Below are 26,810 nucleotides of genomic sequence, written 5' to 3' on the forward strand. Positions count from 1 at the left end.
CAGACAGAAACGATGCGCGATCATATCTATAACCTTACTTGGATCTGCAGCATTTGCTGAAACAAATCAAGTCGAAGAATGTAAAAGTACTATTATATAAATAAATTTTTTTATTATCCTGCACTATACTCATTTTATTATTGTTTTTTACTTTTTTACTGCAATTGTTTATTCAGGTGAGCTTATTAGAAGTCATGGGAAATATCAATAAAATTTGATCTAAATTAGCTCCGGGACTCCCTCTGGCCTTTTTTAGATCCAAAAAATAAAATATTCGATTTGCAAATGGGTCCACTATAAAAATTTAATACATGAATTTTTTTCAATTTTTCAGTATGGTGGGCAAGATTAGTTAAAAAGGAAGACTGTATGAAGCCTGCTGCCCATATTCAATCAGCGATTGAACTCTTATCTGAAATTTATGGATCCTCAACTCCGGCTGATGTTGTCGTTCATGCTTATATGCGTCAACGGCGCTATATTGGTTCGGGCGATCGTCGCCAGATTTTAGAGATTGTGTATGGGATCATGCGGCAGTATTGGTTGCTGGATGGTATGCTCAGCCATTGCTGGGCTAAACCCAGTGAAGATCCTGTTCAGAAAGCCAGACGTCAGGTTCTTACCTATTTAGTAAAAATTAAAGCTGAAGCTTTTATTTCTGAACTTTTTTCAGGTGATGAATATGCTCCCAAACCTTTAAATCAGACCGAACAAGATCTGATGGCTAACCTTGTTTCGCTTGATAATAGAAATTTACCCGAAGCAGCTCAGTTATCGTGTCCTGGTTGGATTTACGATATTTTGAAAGAAACTTATCCGGATCGTTATCGGGATATATTATTTTCTCTCAAAGAGTCAGCCACTGTGGATTTGCGGGTTAACACGCTTAAAGGGTCGCGGGAACAGGTTTTGGCAAAATTGAGGAAGGAAGGCATTGAGTGCCACCCAACACCTTTGTCGCCATGGGGGATTCGGCTAACTCAACGCCAACCCTTAAGACAACATCCATTGTTGCAACACGGCGTTCTGGAAGTGCAGGATGAAGGATCGCAGTTGATTGCCTTGGCTTGTGAGGCGCAACCAGGCATGGCCATTTGGGATTATTGTGCCGGAGCAGCGGGTAAAACCTTAGCCTTGGCGGCTATGATGCACAATAAGGGACGAATTGTCGCGACCGACGTGGTTGAATGGCGTCTTAAAAATGCACCGCAACGCTTGCGACGGGCCGGTGTTCATAATGTGGAAACGCGTCTTCTCGATGACGAATCGGGGAAATGGCTCAAACGCCAAGCTGGCAAATTTGATTGTGTGTTGGTGGACGCGCCATGCTCCGGCTCAGGAACTTGGCGTCGCAACCCGGAATTGCGCTGGCGGATGACTGAAAAAGGATTCCAAGAATTGTTACAAAAACAACAAGAAATCCTTAAGAAAGCATCATCTTTAGTAAAACCAGGCGGCCGTTTGGTTTATGCAACGTGCTCTTTATTAAAACCAGAGAATAGCGGACAAGTCATAGACTTTTTGAATCAAAATCCAGATTTCAAATTAAATCCTCTTTCCTTTGAATTTGCTAAAGATGGTGTTTTAGAGCTTAATCCCGTCGATCATCAAACTGATGGTTTTTTTGCGGCCGTTATGGTGAGAAACAAGAATTAGTCTTTGTCGGCGGCGGCGTCGGTACTATGTAGCTTTTTCCAACCAAAATAACCGATCCCGATGACCAGCGCTAGCAGTCCTGCAGAAACAAGGAATATATAATGCTCAACGAGGGAAAAGTCGATCGCATCAATGACCTTTCCTAGAAGATAGCCGCCGGTACAGCTGACAGATGTCCAAACAAGGGCAGAAATAAAATTGAGAGGGATAAAACGTTGAGGAGAAATCCCTCCTGCTCCAATTACCACCGGACTAATGATTCGAATTCCGTAAATAAAGCGAAAGCTTAGGATATACCAGATATCCCAGCGCTTGAGAAGGCGAAAAGCCTTTTCAGAGGGCGCTTTCAGTTTAGGAAAGCGTTCAAGGATTCGATGGCCATAAAGTCGTCCGACATAATATAATCCTTGATCAGCAACCAATGTCCCCAGAAACGCAATGGCAACAATTTTGGCAATGGACAAATATCCCATATAAGCCATGACGCAAGCTGTTAAAATAACACTTTCACCTTCGATCATGGATCCAAGAAGAACCGCGAGATATCCCCACTCTTTAACAATTTCGATAAAGTGTTCCAATTAATTTTCCTTTTCAATATATCCCATTTATGGAGGTTAAACTCATAAAAATCAAGGAAAAGCATGGATAATTTTTAAAACCAAACAGATAAAAAACAAAAAATAGGGATAAAAATTTTGGTATTGTTACCTTAATTATGAAAAAAGAAAATGAAAATTAAAGTTAGTACAAACTTGCAAAGCTGCTTTATTTAATTCTATATCCTGCTTGGGCTATTGTACGATTTTATGGAATACAAAGCACCATTATCCTCTCCCTTTAAAGTCCTACACTTGTGAGACAGTCTTTAGGGATTTTCCTTTACACACTTTTCGATTTGCTCCAACCGAGCTTGAGCAGGCACCAAAAGTTCAAGATAAAAATCAAATGATGGAGAAAAATAACGGGTGCTTTTAAGATAAGCCAAGAGAAATATCCGCTTATAGTGTCTTCATATCAATAACAAAACGATACGTAACATCCCCTTTAATCATTCGCTCATAAGCTGTCTCAATATAATTCATGGGGATGACTTCCACATCTGCCATAATCTTATGGCTTGCACAATAATTTAGCATTTCTTGGGTTTCTTGGATGCCACCAATAAGAGATCCGGCGATTTTACGGCGGTTAATAATTAAACTATGATGGTCTAATTCAACCGGTTGATCGGGCGCTCCCAAAACAATCATTACTCCCTCTCGCTTTAAAAGGTTTAAATAGGCGTTGGTATCATGGGCGGCTGCAATAACATTTACAATAAAATCAAACTGTTTCGCATTTTTAACAAAGGCATCGGGCTCAGAGGTTAAGACAAAGTGATGGGCGCCTAATTTCTTAGCATCTGCTTCTTTGTGTTTGGATCGACTTAGCACGGTAACGTCTGCACCCATGGAGACTGCAAGTTTAACAGCCATATGGCCTAATCCCCCTAATCCCATAACGGCAACTTTATGCCCCTTACCCACTTTCCAATGGCGCAACGGAGAATAGGTTGTAATGCCGGCACATAAAAGGGGGGCAACGCGCGAGAGATCGGGAAATTCAGGAACTTTCAACGTATAATTTTCATCCACAACAATGAGTTTTGAATAACCGCCATAGGTCGGTGTTTTCATATCATGTTCTAAGCTATTATAAGTTTGGACCAAATGTTTTTCACAATATTGCTCTAAACCTTCTTCACAACTGTGGCAAGTGCGGCAACTGTCAACAAAGCACCCCACTCCGGCCGTATCACCCACTTTAAATTTTTTAACCTTCGATCCCACCCTTGTAACCGTACCAACAATTTCATGTCCAGGAACCATGGGATACCGTGATCCGCCCCATTCATTACGGACTTGGTGAATATCCGAATGGCAAACGCCGCTATAAAGGATATCAATTTCCACATCATGTTCACCGGGTTCTCGGCGATCGAAAGTAAAAGGTGAAAAAGGTGACGTCGCATTATTAACTGCATAACCTGTGGTTTTTGCCATGCAGGGATCTCCATCTTGCTGTTTAATCATCTTAGTTAGTATGTCATTTAATTCTTAAAAAATACTTAAATAAGGGACCTTCCCTTCTAAATAATCATCCTCAAGGTTGAAATGTAAAAGATTTAGGCCTATTTTAAGAGGTGAAAAGGATTGAAATTATGCTGCTACCTGTACTGAAAGAACCAGATCCTCGCCTTAGGATTAAGGCGAAGTCTATCGAGAAAGTGGATGATGAAATTCGTCAATTGATGGATGATATGCTTGAGACCATGTACCATGATGATGGTATTGGCTTGGCTGCCACCCAAATTGGATCTGATAAACGGGTCATCGTTATTGACTTAAATTCTGGGACAGAGGAAAAACCCGAGGTTTTTTATATGGCAAATCCAGAAATTTTATGGCGGTCCGAAGAGAAATCGAGTTTGCAAGAAGGATGCTTGTCGGTTCCGGAAACCCGCGCAGAAATAAGTCGACCAGCTCGCATCAAGATTCGATATCTGGACCGAAATAATAAGCAAATTGAAATGGATGCCAATGGAATATTTGCCACGTGTGTTCAACATGAAATTGATCATTTAAATGGTGTCCTATTTATTGATTACCTCTCGCGTTTGAAACAGGACCTGATTCAGAAAAAATTAAAAAACTTAAAAAGTTTCATCCTCTATGACAAAGCCAAAGCTAATTTTTATGGGTACGCCGTCTTTTGCAGTCGGGGCCCTTCGCGCCATTGTTGAAGCGGGTTACTCAGTGGTAGCCGTTTATTCTCAACCGCCCCGTCCCGCGGGCCGTGGCCATCATGTGACCCGTTCGCCCGTCCATGAGTATGCCGACAGTGTTGGGATTCCGGTTTATACCCCTAAAAGCTTACGCAATGCGGAAGCCCAAGCCATATTTCAGGCGCATGGCGCAGATTTAGCAATTGTGGCCGCGTACGGGTTAATCTTACCCAAAGAGATTTTGGAAGCTCCTAAACGGGGCTGTATTAATATTCATGCCTCCTTATTGCCTCGATGGCGGGGGGCCGCGCCAATTCAGCGAGCTATCATGGCCGGCGACTCCCAAACGGGTATTACCATCATGCAAATGGATGAAGGACTGGATACCGGTGATATGTTGCGGATGGAAGCTATCCCTATTACCGCTGAAACCACAGCGACGACCTTGCATGATAAATTGGCAGAATTGGGTAGTCACCTCATTGTTGAAACAATTCCTCAATTGTTGGAAGGCACTCTCATCCCTGTTGCTCAACCAGAAGAGGGTGTGACCTACGCTGCTAAGCTGAGTAAATCCGAAAGTCAGATTGATTGGCATCGATCAGCCATAGAAATTCAACGCAAGATCAGCGCCCTTTGTCCATGGCCTGGTGTTTATTTTATTCATAATGATACTGTGTTAAAGGTTGCTGCCGCCGAGGTTGTTTCTTCTCATCCAGCTCAGCCAGGTCTAGTTATGGAGAGCCTGACAATTGCGTGTGGTGAAAATGCTCTGAAAGTAACATCGGTGCAAAAGGCAGGTGGCAGATGGCTATCGGCAGATGAATTTTTACGGGGGTATGACCTCCCCCTCGGAACGATCCTTCCATGCCCCGCTATAAATTAACAATTGAATATGATGGTCGGCCATTTTGTGGCTGGCAGCTTCAACCCCAAGTACCCACCGTGCAAGGATTCCTCCAACACGCTATTAAAAAATTTAGTGGGTTGGATGTCGTGGTTGAGGGAGCAGGACGTACTGACGCTGGTGTTCACGCTCTCGGCCAGGTTGCCCATGTAGATTTATCTCGCCAGGATACACCTTACAGGGTTCAACGGGGGCTTAATTTTTTCTTAGATGAGTGTGGGATCTCGGTTGTTGACGTCGAAGAGGTGGATCCCACTTTTCATGCTCGGTTTTCTGCCAAGCGGCGACAGTATGTTTACCGTATTATCAATCGACGTGCCCCCTTGGCTGTTGAGAAAGGGTTAGCATGGCAGGTACCCATGCTTTTAGATGTAGAAAAAATGGTTAAAGGCGCCTCTATGCTGGTTGGGGTGCATGATTTTACTTCTTTTCGCTCTATCAATTGCCAAGCGCCGAACCCTATTCGGTTGTTAGATCGTTTTGATTTGGAACAAAATGGTCCTGAAATTACAGGAATCATTGAGTCCAGGGCTTTTTTACACAACCAAGTGCGGATCATGATGGGAACCTTAAAAATGATTGGTGAAGGACGGTGGACACTGAAAGATCTGCAGAATGCTTTGGAAGCAAAAGATAGAACCCAAGGTGGCGTTACAGCACCCCCCCATGGGCTCTATTTTTCAAAAGTTTTTTATTAGGTTTCTGTTTATTGAAAAGATTTTAGTGAGATTTATAGAGAGTCTCATAACGAATGGCTCAACGGCATTTTCATAATGTTTTTTATGCATATAAAATTGTCTTTACCTTTGCCCACTGACTCACAAAGCCTAATAGCAAACAAAAAACAGTTAACCAATAACAATAAGCAGGAGGTTAAATTTTCTTAACCCTTTAAAAGTAATATAAATAGAAGTAGAGCATATCAGCAAAAGCTTATCCTCATTAACCATATAAGGTGCTTGATGAAATTGTAGAGTATAATATCGATACCTTTATGTCTAATAAGAGGACAAGTATTTGTTTTTTCTTTAAAACTTGACAGAAATTAGTATTGATAGGGTGCTTTTAATAACATTAGAACCTCTTCTTAATTTAATCCTCCATCTTCCTACCTTCCCTATTAACTGGAGGGGGAGTATTCTTTCCTACTGGTAAGATTTCTGTAAAATAGTATTTTATTAGTTCTTCTAATTCTATTTTATCAATAAACGTAGATTTACTCTTTTTTTTACCTTCAGTTTTTTTAACCGTAGATTTATCCTTTTTTCTATCTTCAGTTTTTTTAAAAATTAATTTTATTTTTTTACTATTTTCCTTAATTGTGACCTCGTTGCTTTTAAGATATTCAATTACCCTATTAACAAAGTATGCTCGTACTCTTTTAAAGTTTTGGCCTGAGATAGATTCTAATTTATTAATTAGCGTTTGCTGTTGTTGGATGTCCGGAGAGTCCTTATTGCCATCTAAAAGAGAACTCATAAAATTAATTATAAATATTTTTTTATTTTCATGGACATCTTTTAACTTTTCATTATAATTAATCTGGCTCTCTTCTTCTAATTCTTCCTTGGAAGTCGGAAACCTGCCATTTGCGGCTTTACTAAGCCATTTGGTAAGTTTCTGTGCTTTATCAGCAGCACAGGCTCCTCCGTTAAATGCTGTTTTAAAGAGGCTTGGCAACTTTCCTGCTTTTTGGGCCAAGAGGTAACATTCAGCTGCTATACGTAAAGGGTAGTTTATAAAATCTGAAAAAACTTGTTCGAAGTTACCCTTTTGGCCAGCCGCATAAAAATTTCTAAAGTCATTTTCCTGTTTGATAGGGTCAAGTAAAGTAAATTTAGATTCATAATTATATTGATTTTCAATGATTGAAGTATTGGATTCTCTTATTATTGATAAGTAGTCATCAACTGTTTTTTCCTTTGGTGGTCTAAATAAATTTAGTAGAGAATCTTTTGCCTTAATATAGTTTTGAAATAAAGAAAGACACCCTATTACTTCTAATTCTTCATTGCAGAGTTTTTGGGGTGCATTAAGAAAATCTCTTATTTCTTTTGAAAATTTATTAAAGAGAAGCATTTCTTTTGCATCTTTCTCCTGATTAAATTCATATGCGTCCGGGTTATTTCTTAGGTCGGTTATCATATCTTTCAATAATTCTTCTAGGTTTTCCACATATTGCTGTATTTTGATTTCTTGTTCCTTAGATAGGCCATCAGAGCTAGAGGTTGCTGCTGAACTTTCTGAAGCATCCGGTGTAATCTCCATAGATAAAACAGAGGTAGAAATCCCACAAAGACCTATACTGACCAAAAGAGCTATTTTGATATCCCTTATATACAGTGGATTAAATCTCATATTCATATGTAAATTTCCTTAGATTAATTTAAATTTTTCTGTTCTTTGTAAAATAAAATGGATAGACCAGGGTTCTGCAGCACAAAACTTAGGACGGTAACACCTAAATATTACCGTCCAAGTTTTATTAATGCCGGGCTTCCTTACTATCCTTGATTATTTTTCCTTTCCATTAAAGTTATCCATTTGGATATTTTATTTGATTTTTTCGCAATACAGCCGGTTTGAAAGGCAGTGGTAAAAAAGTTAACTTCTACTTCATAGTTTTTTGCCAAAGCATAGGCTCTTATAATTAATTCAAAGGGCATTTTCATTGATGTTTCTAAAAAGGTTTCCACATTATTCCCGCTATTATATATTTCTTCCAGTTGAGGTAATTTAAAAAGGGTTACACTCTTTACTTTGGGAGCCTTTTTTTTCAGTATTTCTGTGAGCTGTCTTTTAATGATAGGGGAATGTAAACGTTGGTGGTAATTACTTGTAGTATCCTTTTCTTTAGGTTTATAGATTTGCGCCAATTCCTTAACGTTAACAAAATAAAATATAGCTAGATTACAAGTGTTTATAATTTCATTGATCTCTTTATTAGGAATTTTTAGCTTTTTTAAATCTAATTGTACGTCTTTTATAAGTTGCTCAGGAGTTGATAAGTAAGGTGAAGAGTTAATATCAAACTCATCAACAGTATTAGAGATGGAAAGGCTGTTAGTTTTATCTTTATTGGTAACAGAATTAGAGATGCATAAACTTTCTGGATCTAAAGCTTTTGCCATCTTCTTTATATCTTTATCCGTTAATTCTAATTGATCAATGATACTCTCAACTGTAGTTGCTTCCAGCCAGGTCCAAAGGGATTTTGCAGTTGGATGTAAAGAACCATGATCTTTTGGTGATTTTAATTTAGATATTGTTGCTGGATCGACTTCCATAATTGTAGCTAATTTTTTTGGAGTAGGACAGTTCTTCACAAACTGAGTCACTATATCTCTATTATATGCCTTATTAATAACCTTTTTATTAAAAATTTCTTGAAGTAACTGAACACCCTTTCCTTCATCCCATAGGGGGCTTAGTTGGTTGGAAGGTTGAATTTCTATGATAGATAGCTTAGAAAGCGGCTGGGGTAAGCTTGTTTCATCAGTGTTTTCAAGAAGGGGCGACATCCCCTTAACAGTTTGTAAGTTTAGAAAACTCATTAATAGTAATAAATAAATTTTCATGGTCATATCCTTCTTTCTGCTTAAAGATTTTGTGGTATATAGTTTGTTATGAAGCTTAAAATAGTAAAATTTGCTATACTTAAATTTTTGATGATTCCGTCCTCAACGACTTTACTATCTTATTTTTTCTCTCCCCCTTACACGCCACCAAAAATTTTTTTACATGCATAGTTAAAAATTTTTGCCATTCTACATTCTTTATATCTGAACTTAATTTTCTCACTTTTTGAAAAATGTAGGCTAGAATGTGGTTAAAATAAACCTCATTTAAACGATATTATTAAGAGAAACAGAAAATTTTACATTATTCTGGCAGTGGAAGAAGAAATAATACTAAGAGAAATTCTTATAAAATTTAACCTTAAATTGATTTTTTTAAATACTCTACTTTACGAAATTGAAACCCCATAAGCTTAACTGCCAATTTATTTTGCTGAAGGCTTATATATAGATAAAACTTCTCAAGCTTTATTAACGCTACTTAATCCGGAATTAGAGCTGTTTTTAAGTGTGGTTATTAAGGATTTTGCCAATGATATTGTTTTCTAGGCCCAGAGCAGCGCAAAAGAATTAACATGTTTCCTGTATGTTTTTTCTAATTCTTGCTTCCTGCCCCAAAACGTGCAGAGACATATATCTCACTCAAGAACTCCGAGTTGAGCCGTCGATTCTTCAGCGGGTGTCAGTTTATGCGCATGGTGAGTTTCTTTAATAAACCGCACCACCACAATCCCGATCAGCATGCAAATTGGCACAATAGCCAAAGCAAAGCGATAATCCCACTCACTATAGATATTTACCTCATTAATGACTGTGCCCTCCCAATGATAATCTAATAAATTACCAATAAGAGGATGGAAAAGCGCACCTGTTGCCATGGTAATGGTGTTAAGGAATCCAACAGCTACACCACTGCAAGAAGGGGGCATAATTTCACAGATGGAGGTGAAGGACAAGGATTTAGCCGTATAGCAAAATCCGATGGCAAAAAATAGTCCGTACATTGTCCACAATGAAATATTAGGGATAAAAATCACAATTGCATTCACAAGTAAGCTTAAGGCTACACCAACCATCATCGGAGGAAGGCGTTTTTGAATCTTGTCAGAATATAAGGCAAAAACAGGACTTCCAACGGCAGCTCCAATAAACAAAGCTGTCGTTAAAGTGGCAGCAATGGTTTCAGGAATGCCATAAACAGATTTGACAAAGGGGACGCCCCATGCTGTTCCCATAATGGTAACGGGGGCATACATTAACATACCATAGGTTGCAATCAGCCACGCTTGAGGTTGACGGATGACTTTCATCATCCCCTCCAGCAAATCATTAGCGGGTTCATAAGTGTGTGGTTCACCATGACGGCCAACAGCCATAAAGAGAATTAAAGAGATCGCTATCCCTATAAAACCAAGTACTATAATCGCTTTTTGCCAACCATACTCCGTTGCCATTGCTGATAAAGGTGTGCCGCCAATGCTAGCACCAATTGTCCCAAAAAGCAGAGTTAAAGCAACCACTTTGGCCAGTTGAGACGGGGGAAACCAAGTGGTTCCCAGTTTAATACTCCCTAGAAAGCCGGCAGCAGATCCCAGTCCCATGAAAAACATGGCAATACCGGCAACATAAACAGAATCACTGCTGGCAAAAAGAAAGCATGACAACGCACAAATCGTTGAAGCTACCACGATAATGCGACCCGCGCCAAAACGATCAAGCATAACACCCAACGGTAATTGTATAGCAGCATAGGACCATGAATAGAGGGAAACGAGTTGTCCAAACTCACTGGCATCCAGAGAAAAGAATCTTTCCCAGTCATCTTTTAATACATTCGGCGCAACACGCAGAATGAATTGGTAACAGTAAAATAAGGCGCCACTCGATACCACAAGCCAGGCTCGTGGTATGCCAAAAAATCTTTTTGTTAGCTCAGACAATGCGATTAAACTCCTTCCGTAAGAGCGAGTTAAGTTTGTCAGATAAAATAAAAACAGACAAATATCGGTTACTGTGGCAAATTTTTTGGCGTTAGGTCAAGTTTTTTTGTAAACAAATTATTTAAACTAGTTTATATTTTGGCTGTAATAAAAACTAAGGTATAGCATAAATATGCCGGAAAGTTGTTATAAACTGCGCTTATAGCTGTTAATTCTCTTGAACCGAAGACAAATCATCCGCATGTTAAGATTATAATAACTTCTATAATTTTTAATCAATAAAGGTTTGGGAAAACAGATGAATATTTTATTTTGCGGTGATGTGGTGGGTCGGTCTGGCCGAGATATTCTGATACAGCAACTGCCCAAGCTTAAAGCCCAACTTGATCTCGACTTTATTATCGTGAATGGTGAAAATGCCGCTCATGGGTTTGGCATTAACAAATCAATTTGCCAAGATTTTTTTAAAGTTGGCGTTGATATTATTACAACAGGTAACCATATTTGGGATCAGCGGGATGTGATGTCTTATATCGGGACAGAACCGCGCTTACTGAGACCGGCTAACTATCCAGAGGGGGCGCCGGGCAAAGGGTATGGCATCTATCAAGATCGGCGAGGGCGCAAGCTTTTGGTTATCAATGCCATGGGACGGCTGTTTATGGAATCCCTCGATGATCCTTTTGCTGCTGTGGATACTATTCTGAAGTCCCATTCCTTGGGGGGAACAGTCCAAGCCGCCATGGTTGATTTTCATGCAGAAGCAACCTCTGAAAAGATGGCTATGGGGCATTTTTGTGATGGACGGGTCAGTTTTGTTGTGGGAACGCATTCCCATATTCCCACAGCCGATGCCCAAATTTTACCCAAAGGAACAGCCTATCAAACGGATGCGGGGATGTGTGGGGACTATAATTCTGTTATTGGGATGGATAAAGACGTGCCGCTGCATAAGTTTATCCGCAAAACCCCGACTGACCGCATGAGCCCTGCTCTGGGGGATGGTACCCTGTGTGGGGTGTTTGTTCAGACAGATGATGCTACCGGTCGTGCCGTGCATATTGAACCCGTGCGCCTGGGGGCTCGCCTCATTAATACGATTCCTATTATGGACGAAAACAACCACCGAGCAAATTAGGATTTTGTCTTATTCCGTTGATCATAAACCCCTTTGCCTAATTCTATCAAAGCGGATCTTAAGGCTGAATTTTTAATGCCTTCCAACATCCCTTCTATATGGGATAGTTGTTCTGGGCTGACCTGTGGTTGAGGTTGCTTTTTGATAATGCGAGGAGTGATACGGCCATTTTTGATCAACAATTTGTCGACTGCCCTATAGCCGAAATAACGATTAATCCGTTCTACCAGGACCGTTTCTAGATGGGATATTTCCAAAGCAAAAGCACTGGAGGTTTTAAGAGTGAGCCTCCCACCCGTCCGTCGCTCTAAAGGAAATGATATTTTTTCAGGCTGACAAAAGTTGGCAAAGCGTTCTCCCACAATTAAATGCCAGTCTAAAAGAATAGAAGCGCGCACGAATCCCTGCTGCTGACTGATGGGCGTTGTGAGCTTATTCAAAACCGATCTTAGATTTTTCATGGTTTTCGGAGACATTCACGACTATATTAAAGTAAAGCTAGTATAACAAAGAATTATTAAAAGAGCGATGCGTGTTTTAGGGATAGAAACAAGCTGTGATGAAACAGCGGCAGCCATAGTTTCCTCAGACAGACAGATTCTGTCGAATGTGATCCATGCTCAGATTGATGACCATCAACCTTATGGCGGGGTCGTCCCTGAAATTGCGGCTCGTAATCATTTGGCCTATTTGCAACAGGTTGTGGAAAAATCATTGACAGACGCCCATATGACGTTGTCTGAGGTGGATGCGATTGCTGTGACGGCGGGGCCAGGTCTTATTGGGGGCGTGATGGTGGGGGTGATGGCCGCTAAAGCCATGGCGGCGGCTTTAAACAAACCCATCATTGCTGTAAATCACTTAGAAGGACATGCTCTGACGGCGCGGTTGACGGATAATGTGCCATTCCCTTTTTTGCTAATGCTAATGTCGGGGGGACATTGCCAAATTCTCCACGTTAAAGATCTGGGAGATTATCATCTTTTAGGACAAACAATTGATGATGCCGCCGGCGAAGCCTTTGACAAAGTCGCTAAATGCTTGGATTTAGATTATCCTGGCGGGCCGCAGATTGAAAAATTAGCGCTCGTAGGGGATAAAAAACGCTATCAATTGCCCCGTCCCTTAAAAGGCCGGGCGGGTTGTGATTTCTCTTTTGCCGGTTTAAAGACGGCGGCGCGCAATTTAATTCTATCCGGAGCGGTGGTTACTGAGCAGGATAAAGCCGATTTGTGTGCGTCATTTCAGGCAGCGGTACGAGATTGTTTGGTTAATCGGTTACAGCATGCCTTGGCAGAAACACCGGTTGAGGTAAGTCATGTGGTTTTATCAGGCGGCGTTGCGGCTAATCTCTATTTGCGAGAGGCTTTGACGACTGTCTGTTTAAATTATGGTAAAGTTTTTGTAGCGCCACCCTTGAAATTATGCACAGATAATGCTGTGATGATCGCTTGGGCGGGCCTTGAACGGTTACACCGCGGGTTGACTTCCTCTTTAGATTTTCAACCGCGGCCACGCTGGTCTCTAATGGAATTAAAAAATGGCTGAACAAAAACATATTGTTGTGATTGGAGCGGGTGCCTTTGGGACGGCTTTGGCTTTAAGTTGTTTGAAAACCGGATCAAAGGTGACATTGTATGCCCGTCGGTCTGACTTCGTGGATCATTTACAATCAACCCGTCAGAACGAGCGTTACTTACCAGGCATTGAATTACCCGCTGATCTTTCCATTACGTCTGATTTATCATGTATAAACCAGGCCGACATTGTTTTATTAGTCATCCCTGCCCAAAAGACCGATACAGTTCTTATGGAGTTAAAACCCTATCTTCGGCCTACAATCCCCCTTGTGATTTGTGCAAAGGGGATGCATCGTGAACAAAAGTCTTTATTGTCAGGAATTGCGCGACGTCTTTTGATTAATCCTGTAGCTGTCTTGTCCGGCCCATCCTTTGCCGATGAATTGGCTCAGGGCAAACCGACAGCGGTTATGCTGGCGTGCCATGATATTGTCGTGGCTGAATCGTTGGCCCGAATTTTGCGTCATTCCACCTTGAGGTGTTATGCAAGTGACGATATGATTGGTGTACAAGCGGCGGGTGCCATTAAAAATGTCATGGCAATCGCGAGTGGAATTGCGGATGGATTAAACTTAGGATGTAATAGTCGAGCGGCCCTGTTGGCCCGAGGGTTGGCTGAAATGTCCCGCATCGGGGTTAGCCTGGGGGGAAGAGCTGAAACGTTTTTAGGGCTTGCGGGCATGGGGGATTTGATCCTGACAGCTACCAGTGAGAAATCTCGTAATTATTCCTTTGGGCTTGAGTTGGGCGCCGGTCGATCGATTGAGGATATTTTAGCAGAGCGACATCATGTTACAGAGGGGTTTGTGACCACCGCAGCTGTTTTTGAAATGACGCAGTCCATGGGGGTTTATGCTCCTTTAACGGCGGCCATGAACGATATTTTGCATAAAAGGATTCCAATCCTCCAAGTTATTGATGATATTTTATCTAAGCAATCAGAACGGGAGTTTTAAATGGCCTATTGGTTGATAAAAACCGAACCATCGACATGGTCCTGGCACGACCAAAAAACAAAAAAAATGACTCACTGGGATGGGGTAAGAAACTATCAGGCCTCCAATAATATGAAGTCCATGAAAGTAGGGGATTTATGTTTCTTTTACCATTCGGTTACTGAACGGCGAATTCTAGGCATTGTTCGGGTGACCCGTGAATATTATCCAGATCCTACGGATGAAACAGGACGTTTTGGGATGGTGGATGTGAGCTATGTCGAAGATTTACTGGTGCCGGTGAGCCTTGATCAAATTAAATTGGTACCAGAGTTGCAAAATTTAGCTTTAGTTCGACAATCGCGGTTGTCAGTTATGCCTGTGGATGAGCCATCCTGGAAACTTATTTGTCAAATGGGGGGTAAGCGTGCTTAATCGCCTTGAAAATTGGTCACAGAAACTCAATATTACCTTATTTTTTCTATGGGGAATGATGGCGTTATTAGCCCCCCGCAGTGTTCAATTGCCTTTATTTGTTGTCGCTGTAATCGGCTGTTTAACGCATCGTTTTAAAAATACCAAGCGGTTGGCAAAACCAGAATTGGGGTTATTAGGGCTTTTTTGTTTGTGGGCCTTGGCTTCTACCCAATGGAGTTTAGATCCCTCTTCGGCCTTCAAAGAATTTAAGAAGATTTTTTTAGTTTTTGCGGCTAGTGCTTTAGTCATTTTATATTTTCAATCCTTGACCAAGCGTCAAGTTCATTACCATTTTAGAGCCTTTCTTATCGGATTAGGGATCGCTTTTGGTGGGGTGATCATCGACCGTGTATGTGCTTACCCGCTGATGGAATTTATGCATAAGTCACCGGCTCTTACATACTCAAGGTTTATAGCAGTGGCTTGTTTGGGAACGTGGGGATGGTTACTCATGATTCCCCCCCTCCGATTCCGGCCTTTATGGGCGGTGGTGGCGGTGCTTAGTATAATTAGCTTTTTCTGGGCCTATGACTTTGATGCAGGACCTATTGGCGCTCTCTTAGCGACGATTATTATGCTATTAACATTTATTTTGCCGAAAGCCACCTCTTACTTGTTGCGGTTAGGTGTCGTGTTTGGGCCTTTATTGGTTGTGGTGGGATGTGGGTTATTCATGAACGAAACCCATTGGCAAAAAATTGCAGCTCCTCATACAGGAAATACTCATCAACAACGGTTGGAAATGATTGATTGGGCTTCGAAAAAAATTATTGACCGTCCCTTGGGGTATGGTTTGGCGCAGACCCGTGCCTTGACTCAGACGGATAGCATCATCAGTTATACAGTCGTTGATGGTCAGTTAAATAGTGTTCAACTGTGGCAAAAGGGGATTTGGCATCTCCATAATGGATTTTTGCAGATTTTTCTTGAACTGGGGATTGTTGGATTCTTATTGATTGCGGCTGTCGTTTGGATTCTTCTCAGACGGTTATATCAGCTTAATCTGGACCCTTATCAACTGGGGGTGATGCACGGCTACGTCACTGTCTTACTTTTTATGTTCTCTGTGAGTTTTGGGGTTTGGCAAACGTGGTGGTTATCGACCATAATAACGCTAACTGTTTTGTTTGCATTTAAGGTTAGTTATGAAAAACAAATTAATTGGGATTCTATCTAAAGTGCGTCGTTTTATAGAGCACAATCATACTATTTTTGCGCCACTTGGTTTTATGGTGCAGGCTCTTGGATTTTTTCTCCTAAGTGCCCTTATCCTCAATGATTTTGATTTGACAGGATACACGCGCTCTTATTTATCCAAAACCATTATGGTTTATTGTTTAGTTAGCTTAGGGACATTCCTTTTTCTACAGGCGCGCAATCCTATGGTTCAAGTTCTAGAAGAGTATGCCCCTCTCGCCTTTTGGCAAATTATTGGGACCACCTTATTATTCTTTCCCTTAATGCTTTTAGGGGGACAAAAAGAAATGTTTTTTTGGGCAACCCCTTTAATGTCCATGCTATGGATGGGACTTTGGACGAGTCGGCATGCATGGCGTCAGCTGCTTTTTAAAAAGCCACGGGTGACAAATTATTATCAATTATGGCGACAACTCATGCCGCAATGGACAGATCGATTCCCCAAGAAGCAAGCAAATTCAGAAAACACGATTAACTATGACAACGTTTTAATTTCCGGTGCTGGGACCGTCTTAGGGCAAAAGCTGTTGAGCCTGTTGGCTAATGATAATCTTAAAAAGTTGGTTCTCATTGATTTTAATGAGCAGAATTTAGCCATGATCCGAGCTTGGGTTAAAAAATTCTTACCCAAAACGCAGGCGGTTTTGATCTTAAGTGGGGACTTAACAGCCCAATCTTTAAAAAGTTTGTTTAAATCATATAGTATAAAATATGTATTTGATCTCGATCGAGCATTCACTCATTCCCACATTGAAGGGGCTCACAAGGCGCTCTTGCATCGTAATTTAAGCTTTCCCAGAATGCTCTTAGATCAAGCCGTTGCGACTAAGGTCAAAATGGTTGCCAGCCTTTCGGCTGTTCCGTTGGATGCAGATCAAGCTTTAACAACAGCACAATCAATTGTTGAATGCTATGCTCAACGCCTGGATAGTGATAAAACGCGTGTTATTCCGTTTAGAGGGCGTGCCTGGGCAGAAGGTCAAGAATCTCAAAGCTCTTTAATGGCGCATTTTTGGGGGCAAGATAAAAGTAATGTCTATTTGGCGCCTGTTAATCTGGTCGCTTCGACACTTTTAACAGTAATGAAGCAGCTGATGGAAAATCCTGCTCATCACGGTGCTGTCTGGGAAATTACTCATGTTTGCGAAATCAAAAAATTAAAACTACAACGGGAAATTACTTTAACGGATAGCTTAGAAGATATTTCACGTAAAATCCAAGCAACCATTCGGTCAATAAAGCCATCAACACTTGCTTCAGATTTTCTATTTCCGACCAGTCAAGACGGGGCAGCCATCGTTGCTAATTGTCCGATTTTAGAAACTGATTTCGATAAATGCTTTAAGGATTTGGAAATGGTAATGCTGACCAATCCCGAAGGCGGTCAGCTCAAAAAGGCCGCGACAAAATGAGACGTGTTTTAGGACACGTCTTTTAAATCCTCTAGATGTTCATGAATATGCTTAGGTTTGTGTCGAGTCGGCCAGGGGTGCTGGACATCGCCAAGATGCAAATGAATGTCATCTGTTTCAACACGAATTTCTGATCCTCCAGAAAATACTAAGTGGATAGCGCCCTCGATTTCACCATGCAATGTCAAAAGATTATAATCTTGAGCCTCATTGGTAAGGTCAAAGCCTTTGTGTAAAACTTTGTCAACGTTATGGATTTCTAGTCCTGAATGAACGCGATGATACAAAGGATCACCCTCAAACTCCATTTCAACATGCTCCCAACAAAATCGATTCGCTAAAGCTCTAAAAGTTTTAGTTTCCGCATCATATTGCATCGACATAAACGGAAGAATGGCATCCTGAAGATGAGCCGCCAAAATTTGTAGATCCTCGAGATCTTTGGCAATCAGCTTTAAGGGTTTAAGTTTATGCGTATCCATAGCAACCTCTTAACCTTGAATATAGTCTTTTTTAGATTAGCATCAATAGCTTAAGGGATCATAGATAAAATTTTTATGAATTGTTATTTATTTTTTACTATAATCTTCCGGAGCCCCGCCTAAACATCTTTTCAAACTAATTGATTCTTGATAATCAAGCATGGTCTTGCACTTAATGACTTCTGTAGTCTACAGTTTAAAATCACTCTTTAAACTTTCATGAACGCGAGGCGATAGAATTGTTTTTTCTTTATATCTCGAATGAATACATTCAATAATTACATCAATATTTGGAAGCTGAAAATCTAACACTTGCTGGGGTGTGAAGGACCAACGAATAAAATGCACTGAGGATGTTTTTCCGTTTTCGTTGGTACGATCCATATCATCCTCGGGCATACCGTTCAGGATATGACCCGCAAAGCGTAGGATTAAAGAAAACTCAAAATGTCCTAATTGGGCTAGCTTTTGGGCTCGGAGGACTGGATCAGCAATTTCAATCATGACAGTGGCCACCAGTTCTTTGCCATTCGGTTCTAATGGGGCATAAGCAGCTAATTCGTCGTCAATTTGCTCTTCTCCCCCTTTTTCAATATAGAGCATTTCTTGAATTTGCCAGAGCAATGTCGCACGATTTTCAAAGTAAAGGGTGACATCCGGCCCCAAAGCAATCCGACGAGTCTTCTTAAGGGCAAGAATCTGTTGGCGCCATTCTGGTCGGCGTTGCGTAAAAGTTTCGCTATCAATAATATCGGTTCTGGTGATCATTTCGCTGTTCCTTGCCAGCCATAGGCTTGGGCCATAATATAAATGGGGTGATCGGTGCTAAATTGTCCGGGCGTTGCTCCCAGCTGTTCCATCCCCTGCAAAATGTGATCGCCAGCGAGGGGACACTCGGATAAAACGCGTCTATTGTTATGGGTTAAAGCAGCTTTAGCGACTGGTTTGCCGACCTTTAGCGCAATGTCGAATTGGTCCACCATCATGCCCCAGCTTCCGCCATGACCCGAACACCGTTCAATCATCGTGACGTCTAGATCGGGGATCAATTTTAACATCTCTACGGCTTTTTGACCGATGTTTTGCGCTCGGGAATGGCAAGAAATGTGGACAGTGACTTTTTCACCCAGCGGCTGAATACCCTCAGACAACCCATACTTTTTGGCAATTTTGACAATGTATTCCGCTACATCAACGGTATGGGCTGCTAATTTGTGCACGGCTGGATGATCAGTCAATAAAGGCCATTCTTGTTTCAGCATTAAAGCGCATGACGGTACAAGGGCCATAATGGTATAACCTTGGTCAATCCACCGTGTCAGTTCTTGAGCCACCGTTTCGGCTTGCCTCACAACACTTGGAATATCCCCCTGTTCCAGTTTAGGCATGCCACAGCAGCCCGGGTAAACAACTTGAGTGTCAATTCCATTCCGGGCTAAGACATGCCGGGTCGCCAGTCCTAAGTCTGGATTATGATAATTACCAAAGCACGTGGCATAAATAGCAACTTTTTCCCCAAAAGCAGGGGCTGTTTCATTAATTTGAAGCGGAAATTTAGACTGTTGAACTAAAGATTTGCTGTTAAATTTAGGAACAGCGGCGCCTCGATCAATGCCAGCAACCTTTTCCATAAGAGGACGGGTTAGGGCATTTTCAGTTTTGGTTGCCCAATTAACCAAAGGTGCTATCGGTTTAGCTAAGCTGGCATTACGATCCATCTCAGACAACTGTTCACCAACAAAGGATTTGGTGCCATGGGCGCGTTCTGCATAGCGATATCGTAGCATGAGATGGGGAAAGTCTAAATTAAACTCATGCGGCGGGACGTAGGGGCATTTTGTTAAATAGCACATGTCACACAAGGTGCAGCTATCAACCACCGCTTTAAAATCTTTGCTATCGACAGAATCTAGCTCACCCGTTTTGGAATCGTCCACCAGATCAAACAGTTTGGGAAAACTATCGCACAAATTAAAGCAGCGACGACAGCCATGACAAATGTCAAAGACCCGCCGCATTTCGGCATCCAATTGATTTAAATCTGTAAATTCCGGATTTTGCCAATCAACTTTATGACGAATTGGCGCTTCAAGGCTACCTTCACGCATGATTATTTTTCTATCTTAAGAGGAAAAAGGGGAGGGGATCCATATCCCCTCTTCTTATAGGGTGCACAAAATATCTGACTTAGGCAGCTTCTTTGAGTGTCTCAAGGGCGCGTTGGAAACGGCCAGCATGGGACTTTTCAGCCTTCGCCAGAGTTTCAAACCACTCTGCAATCTCCTCAAACCCTTCTTCATGGGCTGTTTTTGCCATACCTGGATACATGTCAGTGTATTCATGGGTTTCACCGGCAATGGCAGCCTTTAGGTTATCTTCTGTTGATCCAATGGGTAGACCCGTTGCCGGATCGCCGGCTGCTTCAAGAAACTCTAGATGACCATGAGCATGGCCGGTTTCGCCTTCGGCTGTGGAGCGGAAAACAGCAGATATATCATTGTAGCCTTCAACGTCAGCCTTTTGTGCGAAATAAAGGTAACGACGGTTGGCTTGGGATTCACCAGAAAAAGCATCTTTAAGATTTTGCTCAGTCTTGCTTCCTTTTAAGTGCATGGAAATCTCCTTGATTATTACAGTATTATGCGATCTTACGAAATCAGGCAGAAATGTCAACCTATGTTGTTAAAATTAGAATGCCAGTTTCTCCAGCATCGCTGCATTGACGAGCTTTACATCAAAGACCGTTTCGGCCAGGTAACGACTGTTTTTAGCCATTTGGGGTAGGAGCTCCGGCTGATCAATTAACTGCTGCATTGCTTGCTGTAAGGCAGCGGTGTCTCGAATCGGAACAAGCAAGCCATTTCCGCGAATAAGGTCATGGCAACCTTGGGTGTCGGTGGTGATAATGGGACGGCCTACGCTTAGGGCTTCGAGGCCCGCCCGAGGCATCCCTTCGCGGTAAGAGGGTAAAACGAAAACGCTAGATTCCTGCAAGGTTTCTAAAACATTATTTTTGTATCCCAAATAACTAAGGTTGTTTGTCTGACAAAAATTTTCAACATCCGTTAAAACAATCGCTGACGGGTTAGAGCTTTCTCCACCAATTAATTTAAAATCCACCTCAGGGTAAATTTTTTTAAGGTTAGCAGCAGCCTGCAGATACTCCCATACCCCTTTATCTTTTAACAGTCGGGCCACCATCACAAAGCTTAAGGATTTTGGTAACGGTGTTTCCGGGAAGTCTGTGAGAACAACGCCTGAGCCTCCCACAACGCTCGATTTATTGAAGGTGGTTAATTTTAAATTTACCAAAGTTTGTTGATCATCTGCATTTTGAAAAAAGGCCCAAGCATTACGCCTTAAAGCTAATTTATAAAGCATGTTGGTGATTAATCTTAAAAGAGATGCTTTAAAAGATTGGTCTGTATAAACATACCCTAGCCCCGTTATCGTACTAATAATGTTGAGGGGAAGACCATAAGCGGCTATGGCGCCATACAAAACAGGTTTGATCCGATAAAGAAGAACATGGCTCGGCTTTAATTCTTTATAAAGACGACGTATTTTAAATATCAACGCTAAATCTTCAAGAGGGTTGATCCCTCCATTGACAAAATCAAGGGGAAGAACGGTAATGCTGGGGTGCGATGCCTTGTTTTGTAAGGCTGAATAATGGTCATCCTTGTTACAAACAATTGTCACTGGCCATCCTTTTTCTTGGCATTGTTCGATCAGGCTCCATCGGAAATTGAGAATGGACTTACTGTCATTCGCCAAGATTAGGACAGAGTTTTTTGTCACGAGAGAGCTGCCTCAATGGCTGTAATAGCCTTTGCAATTTGGGCCGGGTTATTGCCGCCTGCTTGGGCCATATCAGGGCGACCGCCTCCCCCTTTACCTCCCAAAGCTTCGGCGCCATGGCGGACCAGATCAACAGCACTAATTTTGGTTGTTAAGTCATTGGTAACACCGATAACCAGTGCCACCTTACCTTCCACCACGCTGGTGAGGATAACCACGCCCGATCCCACCTCAGTTTTTAATTGGTCAGCCAAGGGTTTCAAATCCTTAGCTGGAATATCCGTCAATTGGCGGGTGATAACTTTAATGTTCCCCACGGACTTGGTCGCAGAACCAGAAGAGTCCGTGCGATCACTTCTACCGCCGTTGGCACCACTGAGAGCCAGTTTTTGGCGGAGATCAGCAACCTGACGTTCTAAAGTTTTACGCTCCGTTAACAAAGCTTCAATTTTTTCCTGAGCCTCTGATACAGGGCTTTTGAGGGTGGCAGCGACTACGTTCATTTGATTTTGTAAACTGGTTAAATAGCCTAAGGATGCCATACCGGCAATGGCCTCAATCCGACGGACGCCAGCAGAAACGCCAGCTTCTGAGAGAATTTTAAAGAGGCCAATATCACCGGTTCGATGAGCATGGGTTCCGCCACACAACTCAACAGAATAGGATTTGTCGCCCGTCTGCCCCATTGTCAAAACGCGGACCTCTTCGCCATATTTCTCCCCAAAGAGAGCCATGGCGCCTTTGGCAATTGCTTCCTCGGAAGACATCAAGTGGGTTTCCACTTCTGTATTGGCAAGAATTTGTAAATTTACATCCTGCTCAATGGCTTGAAGGTCCTCCATAGACAATGGCTTTGTGTGGGTAAAGTCAAATCGCAGACGATCTTCGGCCACAAGGGATCCTTTTTGTGTCACATGGTCACCCAATCGATGTCGTAAAGCGGCGTGCAGTAAGTGAGTGGCCGAGTGGTGGGCCCGTAACCCCTGACGACGGTTGCTATCCACCATCAACTTAGCCGTATCGCCTACAGTGATGCTCCCAGTGGTAACCAATACATGGTGAACATCCAGACTTCCCAAATGCTTTGATGTCTCTAAAACAGTTAGATGGCCGCCAGTGCTCACTTCAATAATGCCTTTATCTCCTTCTTGACCCCCTGATTCAGCATAGAAAGGTGTCTGATTAAAGAGAATTTCCGCTTTTTGCCCTGTCTGGACACTATTAACAGTCTTCCCATCAACCACAATAGCTTGAATCACACCCTCTGCCGATTCCGTTTCATAGCCTAAGAATTCGGTAGCGCCTAATTGTTGGTGTAAATCAAACCAAATTTGTTCATTTTTAGTATCTCCTGAACCAGCCCAGTTTGCCCGGGCAGCTGCCTTTTGGGCATCCATGGCGGTATTAAAGCCTGCTAGCTCCACGTCACGATTTTGGCCACGCAAAACGTCTTGTGTTAAGTCTAACGGGAAACCATAGGTATCGTATAATCTAAAGGCAACATCGCCCGGCAAAGCTTGAGTGGATCCCAATTTGGCAGTTTCTTCCTCCAAAAGCCGCAAACCGCGATCAAGTGTTTGGCGAAAACGCTCTTCTTCTAACTTTAAATTTTCTGTAATCATGGCTTGAGCACGGGTAAGGTCGGGATAAGCGCTTCCCATTAACTCAACCAATCGGTTAACCAAGCGACACATTAAGGGTTCTTTCGCACCCAGTAAATGAGCATGGCGCATGGCACGGCGCATGATGCGACGCAGCACATAACCGCGCCCTTCATTGCTGGGCAGCACGCCATCCGCTAAGAGGAAGGCACTTGCCCGCAGGTGGTCGGCCACCACATTATGGGAATGACGATGCAGTGCCCCGGCAGTGCCGGTCAGGTCGGCAGAAGCTTCGATCAAGGACTTGAACAAATCCGTGTCGTAATTGTTATGCACACCTTGCATGATGGTGGCAAATCGTTCTAAGCCCATGCCTGTATCGACTGATGGTTTCGGCAGATTAACGCGTGTGCCATCTGCTAATTGTTCGTATTGCATGAACACCAGGTTCCAGAATTCGGTAAATCGGTCTCCATCTTGATCGGGGCTACCGGGAGGACCCCCCGCAATGCCTTCACCGTGATCATAAAAAATTTCTGTGCAAGGACCGCAAGGACCGGTATCCCCCATGGACCAAAAGTTGTCACTTGTTGTAATGCGAATAATTTTATGATCCGGTAAGCCTGCAATCTTTTTCCAAAGGGTGGCAGCTTCCTCATCTTCATGATAGACGGTAACCAGTAATCGGTCTGGCGTTAAGCCAAAGTTTTTCGTCACCAACTGCCAGGCAAAATAGATTGCTTCTTCTTTAAAATAATCGCCAAAGGAAAAATTCCCTAACATTTCGAAGAAAGTATGGTGTCGAGCTGTATAGCCAACGTTTTCTAAGTCATTATGCTTCCCTCCCGCCCGAACGCATTTTTGTGAGGTGGTGGCACGAGTATAAGGGCGCTTTTCCATGCCGGTAAAGACGTCTTTAAATTGAACCATGCCGGCATTGGTAAAAAGCAGGGTAGGGTCATTGCTGGGGACTAAAGGACTTGAAGCAACCACTTCGTGGTGGTTATCTTTGAAAAAGTTCAAAAAAGTTGAGCGAATATCGGCAAGGGTGTGCATGGTTATCTTGTCTGTGGTGTAAAGTTTGTTTAATTAATATTCTAAAATAAATTATATCAGAAAAACAGCCAAAGATTATAAAGACTTTTCTAATTTCTCTTTATAAGTTTTCAGCTGTTCAAGGCAGGCAAAAACCTCTTTAATCATCATAGGAGTTGTTTTCCTGTTATCCGTCCAATTTGATAAATAGATAATTTCTTATCTTCATGAAGGCCATGGAAGGCAAAATCAATTTTTTGATCGCCGATTGCGGTTTTTAAGTCAAGGATAAAATCTTGTTTGGCATGATAAGCACTGGATTGATCCAGGACTGCTTCAACATATAGGTCAATATCTCCCCCTTTTTGTTGAGGCCCTGCTCGAGATCCAAAAAGCCTGGGAGGGCAATGCCTCCCCTTAAATTAGACAGCTTGATAGTACCTTGTCAAACAAAGGAGTTGAGCAGCGTAGCTTTGAGCCCAAATGGTTAAAAATTATCTATATTATAACTCAATAAAATAGAAGAATTGTAATATAAATTTTATTCATATATAAATAAGTTAATTTCTTCAGGGTAGCAAGTAATATAAAAATGGAATCAAAATTTAATAAAATATTTAATAAAATAAATCTAAAATCGGGTTTTTTAAAGAATTTCAAGAAAGTATGTTTTCTTACAGTTTTTTTTGTATTAGAGGGCTATCAGCCATCTTTTTCTAAAGCGACGGTAGATAAGGAAAAAGACAAGGGCTCTTCTAACGAAACACCGGAAAAATATAGACTCTCCAATGAAAAAAAATGGCTTCCCGCAATTCACGGCGGTGGAAAATATGGTAATAAAAGGCACCTCGGCCATATTTCCCTTTTTTCCCCCTTATCTCAAAGTGACGATGAACTTCTTTATCTGGATCTTCGATTCATGGCTGATTCGAAAAGGTCTAGGGAAGGAAACTTTGGTATCGGTAAACGTTGGATTCTACCTAGTAACAAATTTATTTTAGGTGTTTATGGTTTCTACGATCGTCGATGGACCCCCTTACATAATGGTGTGAATCAAGCGACTTTAGGCTTTGAAGCAATGAGTGAAACATGGGATTATCGTCTCAATTTTTATTGTCCACAAAATTCTGTTAAGGAAAAAGAAAATAGAGAAATATCGAGGAATAATTGGCGACAATTTGAGGGGCATAACGAATATATTTATACGGCCACATCTTCAAAAACGACCAAAATTAGAGAAGTTCCTTTGAAAGGATTGGACCTGGAAATAGGAAATGTAGTTCCCAACTTCAAAAATTTACGCCTCTATGGAGCATACTATCATTTCCACGGTCGGGCGGGGGCTAAATCTATCAATGGATTTCGTATAAGGGGTAATCTCCAATTTAATGACAACTTCTCCTTACTGGTTGAAGGAAGCCATGATAAAATTCGCAAAAAAAACATTTTTGCTGGATTTCAATTTAGGGTTCCACTTGGAAAAACAAATGAGAGAGCAAAGAATTTAACCATTTTAGAAAAAAGAATGGCGACGTTACCCGAGCGTGATATCGATATTGTTACAAACTGTGCCTCTGTTGTAAAAGAATCCACGCCTCAAATTACCCGGGTGCTACACAGCACAAATAATAATTTCGTGACAAGAAATAACACTCCTTTCATTCCCGCCAATAATATGCGCCTTAATGCTAATGCACAGGTTGCGCAAGGAGGATATGAAAACCCTTATAGAATAGATCAAGCAGCAAATTTAGAGACGCTCAGGGAGAGATTGCAACAGGAAAACGGCCAAGAAAAATGGTTTGTATTTTCTGATGGGCAGATGACTCCCATCCTTAGAGAGACCCTCCTGGAACAAATAGAAAATGATATAAGGGCCTTACAAGGGGGAGAACAAAATTTCTTCCATTTACCCGAAAGAGATCAGGCAGATATTGCTCCTTTGGTCCCTCTTAATAGAATGGCAAGAGAACAGCAATACCGTCGTCTTATGGTTGAACAAGCAGCCGAGCAAGAACGGGTTCAACGGGAAAGAGAACAAGTTGAAGAACAAGAACGTCAACGGATAGCAGCTGAACAATTGCGCTTACAGCAGGAAGTTGAAGAACAAGAACGTCAACGGATAGCAGCTGAACAATTGCGCTTACAGCAGGAAGCTGAAGAGCAGGAACGTCAGCGCCAAGCAGCAGAACAATTGCGCTTACAGCAGGAAGTTGAAGAACAGGAACGTCAGCGGGTAGCAGCTGAACAATTGCGCTTACAGCAGGAAGCTGAGGAACAGGAACGTCAGCGGTAGCAGCTGAA

General features: G+C 41.9%; 23 protein-coding genes. 11 read left to right on the forward strand and 12 right to left on the reverse strand.

Annotated features, from left to right (window positions below):
* Positions 1–369: 369 nt before the first annotated feature.
* Positions 370–1,656 (forward strand): RsmB/NOP family class I SAM-dependent RNA methyltransferase, encoded by a 1,287-nt coding sequence (locus tag ID47_RS10055; RefSeq protein ID WP_038466160.1) that lies wholly within the window; start codon positions 370–372, stop codon positions 1,654–1,656.
* Here ID47_RS10055 and ID47_RS10060 read toward each other — a convergent pair.
* Complete coding sequence (locus ID47_RS10060; protein ID WP_051908834.1) at positions 1,653–2,237, reverse strand: DedA family protein; 585 nt, start codon at positions 2,235–2,237, stop codon at positions 1,653–1,655. The two genes, ID47_RS10055 and ID47_RS10060, sit on opposite strands and share 4 nt — an antisense overlap.
* A gap of 420 nt (positions 2,238–2,657) precedes the next feature.
* Positions 2,658–3,701 carry an NAD(P)-dependent alcohol dehydrogenase gene (locus ID47_RS10065; RefSeq protein WP_038467708.1) on the reverse strand — a complete coding sequence of 348 codons (1,044 nt, stop codon included), beginning with the start codon at positions 3,699–3,701 and terminating at the stop codon, positions 2,658–2,660.
* A 155-nt stretch (positions 3,702–3,856) separates the two neighbouring features.
* Here ID47_RS10065 and def point away from each other — a divergent pair, with 155 nt between their 5' ends.
* Genes def through truA form a run of 3 tightly spaced genes read left to right on the forward strand, consistent with a single transcriptional unit; the run spans position 3,857 to position 6,028 of the window.
* Positions 3,857–4,441, forward strand: coding sequence for a peptide deformylase (def, locus tag ID47_RS10070; protein ID WP_084676044.1), 585 nt, complete (start codon positions 3,857–3,859; stop codon positions 4,439–4,441).
* Entirely contained in the window at positions 4,371–5,309 is a 939-nt protein-coding gene (fmt, locus tag ID47_RS10075) for a methionyl-tRNA formyltransferase (protein WP_038466163.1), read from the forward strand. The genes def and fmt overlap by 71 nt, the downstream gene beginning before the upstream one ends.
* Positions 5,291–6,028, forward strand: coding sequence for a tRNA pseudouridine(38-40) synthase TruA (gene truA / locus ID47_RS10080; RefSeq protein WP_038467714.1), 738 nt, complete (start codon positions 5,291–5,293; stop codon positions 6,026–6,028). The genes fmt and truA overlap by 19 nt, the downstream gene beginning before the upstream one ends.
* Before the next feature lie 394 nt (positions 6,029–6,422).
* On the opposite strand, the gene ID47_RS10085 is transcribed toward truA, so the two are convergent.
* The 3 genes from ID47_RS10085 to ID47_RS10095 all read right to left on the reverse strand — a co-directional run bounded on the left by ID47_RS10085 (position 6,423) and on the right by ID47_RS10095 (position 10,848).
* Entirely contained in the window at positions 6,423–7,694 is a 1,272-nt protein-coding gene (locus tag ID47_RS10085; protein WP_038466166.1) for a hypothetical protein, read from the reverse strand.
* Between the two features lie 140 nt (positions 7,695–7,834).
* The gene (locus ID47_RS10090; RefSeq protein ID WP_038466168.1) at positions 7,835–8,908 is read right to left on the reverse strand and encodes a hypothetical protein; all 1,074 of its coding nucleotides are present in this window, start codon (positions 8,906–8,908) and stop codon (positions 7,835–7,837) included.
* Between the two features lie 638 nt (positions 8,909–9,546).
* Entirely contained in the window at positions 9,547–10,848 is a 1,302-nt protein-coding gene (locus tag ID47_RS10095) for an MFS transporter (protein WP_038466170.1), read from the reverse strand.
* 298 nt (positions 10,849–11,146) lie between these two features.
* Between ID47_RS10095 and ID47_RS10100 the strand changes: the two genes are divergently transcribed.
* A complete protein-coding gene (locus tag ID47_RS10100) occupies positions 11,147–11,986 on the forward strand; it encodes a TIGR00282 family metallophosphoesterase (protein WP_038466172.1) in 840 nt (279 codons plus the stop codon).
* On the opposite strand, the gene ID47_RS12080 is transcribed toward ID47_RS10100, so the two are convergent.
* Positions 11,983–12,426: a DUF721 domain-containing protein gene (locus tag ID47_RS12080; protein WP_051908835.1), complete on the reverse strand. Its 444-nt coding sequence runs from the start codon at positions 12,424–12,426 to the stop codon at positions 11,983–11,985. The genes ID47_RS10100 and ID47_RS12080 overlap by 4 nt on opposite strands.
* 88 nt (positions 12,427–12,514) lie before the next feature.
* On the opposite strand from ID47_RS12080, the gene tsaD reads away from it, so the two are divergent.
* The 5 genes from tsaD to ID47_RS10130 are packed head-to-tail and all read left to right on the forward strand — an operon-like array spanning position 12,515 to position 17,587.
* Complete coding sequence (tsaD, locus tag ID47_RS10110) at positions 12,515–13,534, forward strand: tRNA (adenosine(37)-N6)-threonylcarbamoyltransferase complex transferase subunit TsaD (protein WP_038466174.1); 1,020 nt, start codon at positions 12,515–12,517, stop codon at positions 13,532–13,534.
* On the forward strand, positions 13,527–14,522 hold the full coding sequence (locus ID47_RS10115) for an NAD(P)H-dependent glycerol-3-phosphate dehydrogenase (protein ID WP_038466177.1): 996 nt from the start codon (positions 13,527–13,529) through the stop codon (positions 14,520–14,522). The genes tsaD and ID47_RS10115 overlap by 8 nt, the downstream gene beginning before the upstream one ends.
* Positions 14,523–14,936, forward strand: a complete 414-nt coding sequence (locus tag ID47_RS10120) for an EVE domain-containing protein (RefSeq protein WP_038466180.1) — start codon at positions 14,523–14,525, stop codon at positions 14,934–14,936.
* Complete coding sequence (locus ID47_RS10125) at positions 14,929–16,155, forward strand: O-antigen ligase family protein (RefSeq protein WP_038466182.1); 1,227 nt, start codon at positions 14,929–14,931, stop codon at positions 16,153–16,155. Before ID47_RS10120 ends, ID47_RS10125 begins: the two co-directional genes overlap by 8 nt.
* Positions 16,124–17,587 carry a polysaccharide biosynthesis protein gene (locus ID47_RS10130; protein WP_038466185.1) on the forward strand — a complete coding sequence of 488 codons (1,464 nt, stop codon included), beginning with the start codon at positions 16,124–16,126 and terminating at the stop codon, positions 17,585–17,587. Before ID47_RS10125 ends, ID47_RS10130 begins: the two co-directional genes overlap by 32 nt.
* An 8-nt stretch (positions 17,588–17,595) precedes the next feature.
* Here ID47_RS10130 and ID47_RS10135 read toward each other — a convergent pair whose 3' ends face one another.
* From ID47_RS10135 to alaS, 6 genes are all read right to left on the reverse strand, one after another.
* Positions 17,596–18,069 carry a DUF2948 family protein gene (locus ID47_RS10135; RefSeq protein WP_038466187.1) on the reverse strand — a complete coding sequence of 158 codons (474 nt, stop codon included), beginning with the start codon at positions 18,067–18,069 and terminating at the stop codon, positions 17,596–17,598.
* Between the two features lie 189 nt (positions 18,070–18,258).
* The gene (locus tag ID47_RS10140) at positions 18,259–18,837 is read right to left on the reverse strand and encodes a DUF3501 family protein (RefSeq protein WP_038466189.1); all 579 of its coding nucleotides are present in this window, start codon (positions 18,835–18,837) and stop codon (positions 18,259–18,261) included.
* Positions 18,834–20,177: a heterodisulfide reductase-related iron-sulfur binding cluster gene (locus tag ID47_RS10145; RefSeq protein ID WP_038466192.1), complete on the reverse strand. Its 1,344-nt coding sequence runs from the start codon at positions 20,175–20,177 to the stop codon at positions 18,834–18,836. Before ID47_RS10145 ends, ID47_RS10140 begins: the two co-directional genes overlap by 4 nt.
* Before the next feature lie 79 nt (positions 20,178–20,256).
* On the reverse strand, positions 20,257–20,682 hold the full coding sequence (locus tag ID47_RS10150) for a rubrerythrin family protein (RefSeq protein ID WP_038466194.1): 426 nt from the start codon (positions 20,680–20,682) through the stop codon (positions 20,257–20,259).
* A 75-nt stretch (positions 20,683–20,757) separates the two neighbouring features.
* The gene (locus ID47_RS10155) at positions 20,758–21,870 is read right to left on the reverse strand and encodes a glycosyltransferase family 4 protein (RefSeq protein WP_038466197.1); all 1,113 of its coding nucleotides are present in this window, start codon (positions 21,868–21,870) and stop codon (positions 20,758–20,760) included.
* Positions 21,867–24,527: an alanine--tRNA ligase gene (gene alaS, locus ID47_RS10160; RefSeq protein WP_038466199.1), complete on the reverse strand. Its 2,661-nt coding sequence runs from the start codon at positions 24,525–24,527 to the stop codon at positions 21,867–21,869. The genes ID47_RS10155 and alaS overlap by 4 nt, the downstream gene beginning before the upstream one ends.
* A 571-nt stretch (positions 24,528–25,098) precedes the next feature.
* Here alaS and ID47_RS12085 point away from each other — a divergent pair.
* Positions 25,099–26,802, forward strand: coding sequence for an inverse autotransporter beta-barrel domain-containing protein (locus tag ID47_RS12085; RefSeq protein ID WP_051908836.1), 1,704 nt, complete (start codon positions 25,099–25,101; stop codon positions 26,800–26,802).
* Positions 26,803–26,810 lie beyond the last annotated feature (8 nt).

This window comes from Candidatus Paracaedibacter acanthamoebae (assembly GCF_000742835.1).
In the GTDB taxonomy this organism is placed as follows: domain Bacteria; phylum Pseudomonadota; class Alphaproteobacteria; order Paracaedibacterales; family Paracaedibacteraceae; genus Paracaedibacter; species Paracaedibacter acanthamoebae.

Coding starts and splice junctions, on each gene's coding strand:
- ID47_RS10135 (WP_038466187.1), bottom strand. CDS start 18,069: ATGGATACGCATAAACTTAAACCCTTAAAGCTGATTGCCAAAGATCTC.
- ID47_RS10130 (WP_038466185.1), top strand. CDS start 16,124: ATGAAAAACAAATTAATTGGGATTCTATCTAAAGTGCGTCGTTTTATA.
- ID47_RS10055 (WP_038466160.1), top strand. CDS start 370: ATGAAGCCTGCTGCCCATATTCAATCAGCGATTGAACTCTTATCTGAA.
- ID47_RS10145 (WP_038466192.1), bottom strand. CDS start 20,177: ATGCGTGAAGGTAGCCTTGAAGCGCCAATTCGTCATAAAGTTGATTGG.
- ID47_RS10090 (WP_038466168.1), bottom strand. CDS start 8,908: ATGAAAATTTATTTATTACTATTAATGAGTTTTCTAAACTTACAAACT.
- tsaD (WP_038466174.1), top strand. CDS start 12,515: ATGCGTGTTTTAGGGATAGAAACAAGCTGTGATGAAACAGCGGCAGCC.
- fmt (WP_038466163.1), top strand. CDS start 4,371: ATGACAAAGCCAAAGCTAATTTTTATGGGTACGCCGTCTTTTGCAGTC.
- ID47_RS10065 (WP_038467708.1), bottom strand. CDS start 3,701: ATGGCAAAAACCACAGGTTATGCAGTTAATAATGCGACGTCACCTTTT.
- ID47_RS10120 (WP_038466180.1), top strand. CDS start 14,523: ATGGCCTATTGGTTGATAAAAACCGAACCATCGACATGGTCCTGGCAC.
- ID47_RS10115 (WP_038466177.1), top strand. CDS start 13,527: ATGGCTGAACAAAAACATATTGTTGTGATTGGAGCGGGTGCCTTTGGG.
- ID47_RS10140 (WP_038466189.1), bottom strand. CDS start 18,837: ATGATCACCAGAACCGATATTATTGATAGCGAAACTTTTACGCAACGC.
- ID47_RS10100 (WP_038466172.1), top strand. CDS start 11,147: ATGAATATTTTATTTTGCGGTGATGTGGTGGGTCGGTCTGGCCGAGAT.
- alaS (WP_038466199.1), bottom strand. CDS start 24,527: ATGCACACCCTTGCCGATATTCGCTCAACTTTTTTGAACTTTTTCAAA.
- truA (WP_038467714.1), top strand. CDS start 5,291: ATGCCCCGCTATAAATTAACAATTGAATATGATGGTCGGCCATTTTGT.
- ID47_RS12085 (WP_051908836.1), top strand. CDS start 25,099: ATGGAATCAAAATTTAATAAAATATTTAATAAAATAAATCTAAAATCG.
- ID47_RS10085 (WP_038466166.1), bottom strand. CDS start 7,694: ATGAATATGAGATTTAATCCACTGTATATAAGGGATATCAAAATAGCT.
- ID47_RS10150 (WP_038466194.1), bottom strand. CDS start 20,682: ATGCACTTAAAAGGAAGCAAGACTGAGCAAAATCTTAAAGATGCTTTT.